The organism is Haliscomenobacter sp. (genome assembly GCF_040403615.1).
Classification (GTDB): Bacteria; Bacteroidota; Bacteroidia; order Chitinophagales; family Saprospiraceae; genus Haliscomenobacter.
This window is the reverse complement of record NZ_JBBAKG010000125.1, coordinates 10,007-14,752: the sequence shown is the minus strand read 5'-3', so window position 1 is coordinate 14,752 and position 4,746 is coordinate 10,007. Positions and strand designations below refer to the sequence as shown.

The following is a 4,746-nucleotide window of genomic DNA, read 5'->3' as shown; positions in this document are numbered from 1 at the left end:
TCCTTTTTTTAACTTAGTTTTACCCAAGATTTAGATTGGCAACGCTAAAAAGAGGGAATCCTATGACTGCGATTCAAAAATTTCTCTCCCCCCGGTATCGACTTTTGTCTCACATGACGTTTTGGCTCGTCTACATGGTGTATGCGACCTTGTTGTACGGTACCATCCATGATGATTATTGGCAGGGATTTATGGAAGTCATCATTACACTTCCTGTGAAAATGACAGCGGTTTATTTTACCCTCTACTACCTTATTCCCCGCTTTTTATACGCCCGGAAATACCCAGGTTTGATCCTGATGTTTATGGCTTCCGCCATTCTTTTTGGATATGCCGATCGCTTGATGATGCATACTTTCTATGTACCAATTTACTTGAAAGACTACGATTATCAAAAATACCCTTTGATGGATTTGGCCAAGGCAGTACAACGTTCCAGCGTAGTTTACCTAGTGGTTTTTGCAGCTTCTGCGATAAAACTGGTCAAGCAAAACTACCAAACCGAACGCTTTAGCCAGGAACTGGGCAAAGAGAAACTGAATGCCGAACTCAAATTTTTGAAGGGACAAATTCACCCTCATTTTCTGTTCAACACCTTGAATACCCTGTATGCACTTACCTTGCAAAACTCGCCCAAATCATCGGAAGTTGTCCTGAAACTGTCTCATCTTCTCGATTACATGCTCTACGATTGCAACGTAGAACTCATTCCATTGCGCAAGGAAATCCAGCAGATGCAAAACCTCATCGAATTGGAGCAGTTCCGATATGGAAATCGCTTGGAGGTTAGTTTTTCGGTTACTGGAGATGTGAGCATCCAGCAAGTTCCTCCATTGTTGATGTTGCCTTTTGTTGAAAATGCCTTCAAGCACGGGGTAAGCAAGGAAGTGGAGGAGGCATTCATCAGCATCGACTTGACGCTCAAAGACCAACAATTGATTTTACGGGTTGAAAACAGTAAAGCCGAAGACGACTCCCAACCTGAAGCTGAATACACCAAAGGAATCGGCCTAAAAAACGTTTCGCGGCGTTTGGATTTGTTGTATGACAATCAGTACGACTTACAGGTTTTTGATGAAGAAGAAACCTTTATGATTGTGTTGAAAGTACCTTTGAGTGAAACCGAAAAACCAGTTGTAAATCAAGCTCCTGTTCAAACTTCTCAGGTTTAAAATTACACCTCCAAGGTTTTTTCTTCATCTGGGGCGGGCAATTCATCTGGTTCATCAACCTGATCCAACAGCTCTTTGGGTAAATGTTTCGTCGTTTTTGCCCCCAATTCCTTGATTCTTTCTGCCCGGCCAATCAAGGTATCCCTGAATTTGGTCGATTCCAGCAATTTGTTCATGGCATCGCGGTACGCCACCTGGGTTTGATCCAGGCGATTGCCAATCGATTTCAAATCGTCTACAAAAGCACAAAATTTATCGTAAAGCATTCCACTCTGGCGGGCAATTTCAAGTACGTTGTTCTTTTGTCGTTCTTGTTTCCAAATGAACGACACGGTGCGCAAGGTGGCCAATAATGTCGAGTTGGTCACCAACACAATGTTGCGCTCCAGGGCTTCGGTGAAGAGTTTTTGATCCTGTTGGAGTGCCAATGCAAAGGCGGGTTCAATGGGTACAAACAACAACAGATAATCCGGAGTATTGATCTGGTAAAGCTGTTGGTAATTTTTGCTGCTCAAATCCCGAATGTGCCGCCGTAGACTCTCCAGGTGCTCACGCGCCGCAACCTGCCGGGCAACATCGTCGTTGGCCTGGTAATAGCGCTCGTAGGCTGTAAGAGATACTTTGGAGTCGATGATCAGGTGTTTGTCTTCGGGCAGCATGATGATGAAATCAGGGCGCTTGGCGCGGCCATCTTCGTCGGTAAAACTGGATTGGGCGCGATAGTGCAAATCTTTCGCCAATCCAGCTTTTTGCAACAACACCTCCAATTGGTATTCTCCCCAGTCTCCCTGAGCCTTGTTGTCGCCCTTCAAGGCGCTGGCCAGGTTGTTGGCGTCGCTGCTGAGTTGGGTATTGAGTTCGCGCAGTTGTTCGATTTCTTTTTTCAGGGAAATGCGATCCCGGGTTTCTTCAATGAAACGTTTTTCGGCCACCTCTTCAAAATCGCGGATGTGCTCCCGCAGGGGTTGAAGAAGGGCATGGATTTGTTCCTGATTTTGAGTGCTAAACTTTTGACTTTTCTCTTCCAATAAGCGATTGGCAACGTTTTCAAATTCGGTGCGAAAACGGACTTGCAATTGCTCCAGCTCTTGTTTTTGGGTATGAAGTTTGTCGTCCAGGTTTTTGATCATCTGATCGCGGGAAGCCAAATGGCCAGAAAGGATGCGGAGTTCATCCTGGCACAAACGCAACTCCTGTTGTGTATTGAGTTGTTGCCGTTCCGTAGCTTCGTGTAATTCGCGGTGCACGTATTGCTTGTCAAGGTCTGCTTTGAGAATGGCATGTGCTTGCAGCCGTAAACGCGCCAATACCCAGGCCAATACTGCTCCAATCAGCAACCCCAAAACCAAAAATGCAAAGGCACTCAAAAGTGGATCCGCCATACAGGATGTTTTATTTCCTGTAAAGATAAACTACTTTTTGTAAAAGCAACAAGTAATTGTGTAGGTTGAAGCATAAGCGCTGCGCTACAACCTACACCATTCATCAACCTTGCTTGCCCAATTCTTCGGCCCGGTGCAGGGCAGCAAACGCGCCACTGATGATGTCTGAGTTAAGGTTGTTTTCTCCAAAGGATTTCAAGGCCGCCTCGGTGGTTCCACCCCGGGAAGCAACCCGCTGAATCCATTCCTGGCAAGAAAAATTGGTAGCCAGATACAACTCTACCGCACCAAGAAAGGTCTGACTGACCAACAATTCTGCTTCTGAATCGGAAAATCCCATCTCTCGAGCGGCATTCATCATCGAGTCCATGAAGTACCAAACGTATGCGGGGCCACTGCCTGAAATGGCAGTGGTGGCGTCGATGAAAGTTTCTTCTTCCACATAAACCGTTTTGCCGGTGGTATTGAGCAGGTTTTGTACCATTACCAATTCGATCCGGGTTACGGCGTCTGATGAGGTGAAGGCCGTCATGCCTCGCCCAATCTGAGCGGGCAAATTGGGCATGGCCCGAATGACTTTGCTGACTCCCAAGGCCTCGGCAATGGTGGCGATTTTCACTCCAGCCATAATCGATAAAAAGACCTGCTGCGGGTGTACATGCTGGCGCAGGGCACCAAAAAGGCTCTCCGTATCTTGAGGTTTGACCGCCAAAATGATCAAATCGGCTCTTTCAAGGCAAATCTCGGGCGAATCATACACCGTACCAATGTCTTTTTGGGCTAAGGCTGCGGCACGCTCAGGCGATTTTTCCAAAATCATCATGTCCTCCTTGCTGGCAATGTGCGCGCGCAAAAAACTTTGAGCGTAGGTGAGTCCCATATTGCCCCCTCCAATGATTAATATTTTCATTTCTTGTTCAAATTCAAATGATTAAAAGAAATTAAATGGCTGTGGTAGGGCAAAAAATGCAGTTTGCAAAGGTACAAAACCTGCTGAAATGGGCAAATTTCGCTAGAAAGTATTCTTTTGTGAAAAAAATGTTGCAACATTCAATGTATGTACATATATTTGCAGCGTTATGAGCATCGAAGAAGAAATCAAGCAGAGTCGACCGTTTAAATCTGAGTTTCAAAAAGCGGTCGTCAATTTAACCTTCACTGCATCCTGGTGGAATCAGGTTGCAGGACGAATGTTGCGTCCATTTGGCATTTCGCAGGAACAGTACAATATTTTGCGCATCCTGCGGGGCATGCAACCAAAACCAGCTACCATCAAAACGCTTACCGAACGCATGTTGGATAAAAACTCCAATGCTTCGCGTTTGGTTGAAAAGCTCAAACAAAAGAATTTGGTGGAGCGACTGGAATGCCCCATGGATCGCCGGAGGGTAGACATTACCATCACTGAAAGTGGTTTACGTATGCTCGACGAAACTGCTCCACTCATGGAAGGCAACGAAGGCATGCCTTTTACTACCCTTAGCCTGGAGGAAACACAAACACTCAATTTTTTATTGGACAAAATGCGGGGCTAATCTGGTTTCCGCTTTGAATAACTTTTTATACAAATCACCATTAAAACAGTAAAAATGAAACATCTGACTTTTGTTATGGCTCTAGCTGCCATGATGAGCTTGGCCTTCACCACTCCAGTTGAAAAAGCGGCTGCTTATAAAGTAGACGTGGCAGGTAGCACCGTAAAGTGGACTGCCTATAAAGTAACTGGCAAGCACTTTGGCAAAATCAACCTCAAAAGTGGTGCTCTGGAAATGAGCAAAACCAAATTGAGCAAAGCCAGTTTTGAAGTAGACATGACCACTTTGACTGTTGAAGACATCAGCGGCGAGTGGGCAGACAAACTGAAAGGTCACCTCATCAGCGACGACTTCTTCAGCATCGAAAAGTTCAAAACTGCCAAGTTTGTATCTACTAAAATTGCTCCAAACGGTAAACCAAACGGTTTTAGCGTGACTGGCGATTTGACCATCAAAGGCATCACCAAGCCGATTACTTTCGACGTAGTAGTGAAAAACGAAGCTGGCAAAGTAACGGGTACTGCTGCTCTGAAAGTTGACCGCACCAACTACGACATCAAGTACGGTTCAGGCAAATTCTTCCAAGGCCTTGGCGACAAAGCCATCTACGACGAGTTTGATCTGGAAGTTACCCTGGTAGCTGCGAAATAAGTTTTA

5 protein-coding genes are annotated in these 4,746 nt (G+C 45.6%); 3 read left to right on the top strand and 2 right to left on the bottom strand.

Annotation, left to right across the window (positions count from 1 at the left end; translation table 11 throughout):
• The first annotated feature begins 62 nt into the window (after positions 1-62).
• On the top strand, positions 63-1,172 hold the full coding sequence (locus ABW391_RS25390) for a sensor histidine kinase (protein ID WP_353484709.1): 1,110 nt from the start codon (positions 63-65) through the stop codon (positions 1,170-1,172).
• 2 nt (positions 1,173-1,174) lie between these two features.
• Here ABW391_RS25390 and ABW391_RS25385 read toward each other — a convergent pair whose 3' ends face one another.
• Entirely contained in the window at positions 1,175-2,554 is a 1,380-nt protein-coding gene (locus ABW391_RS25385; RefSeq protein ID WP_353484708.1) for a DNA recombination protein RmuC, read from the bottom strand.
• Positions 2,555-2,657: 103 nt separating this feature from the next.
• On the bottom strand, positions 2,658-3,464 hold the full coding sequence (gene proC, locus ABW391_RS25380) for a pyrroline-5-carboxylate reductase (protein ID WP_353484707.1): 807 nt from the start codon (positions 3,462-3,464) through the stop codon (positions 2,658-2,660).
• A 169-nt stretch (positions 3,465-3,633) separates the two neighbouring features.
• Between proC and ABW391_RS25375 the strand changes: the two genes are divergently transcribed.
• Positions 3,634-4,089, top strand: a complete 456-nt coding sequence (locus ABW391_RS25375; RefSeq protein WP_353484706.1) for a MarR family winged helix-turn-helix transcriptional regulator — start codon at positions 3,634-3,636, stop codon at positions 4,087-4,089.
• 54 nt (positions 4,090-4,143) lie between these two features.
• The gene (locus ABW391_RS25370; protein ID WP_353484705.1) at positions 4,144-4,740 is read left to right on the top strand and encodes a YceI family protein; all 597 of its coding nucleotides are present in this window, start codon (positions 4,144-4,146) and stop codon (positions 4,738-4,740) included.
• Positions 4,741-4,746 lie beyond the last annotated feature (6 nt).

What these genes read in the sequence shown, in the direction of transcription:
- ABW391_RS25390 (WP_353484709.1), top strand. Translation starts at nt 63, where the DNA reads ATGACTGCGATTCAAAAATTTCTCTCCCCCCGGTATCGACTTTTGTCT.
- ABW391_RS25385 (WP_353484708.1), bottom strand. Translation starts at nt 2,554, where the DNA reads ATGGCGGATCCACTTTTGAGTGCCTTTGCATTTTTGGTTTTGGGGTTG.
- proC (WP_353484707.1), bottom strand. Translation starts at nt 3,464, where the DNA reads ATGAAAATATTAATCATTGGAGGGGGCAATATGGGACTCACCTACGCT.
- ABW391_RS25375 (WP_353484706.1), top strand. Translation starts at nt 3,634, where the DNA reads ATGAGCATCGAAGAAGAAATCAAGCAGAGTCGACCGTTTAAATCTGAG.
- ABW391_RS25370 (WP_353484705.1), top strand. Translation starts at nt 4,144, where the DNA reads ATGAAACATCTGACTTTTGTTATGGCTCTAGCTGCCATGATGAGCTTG.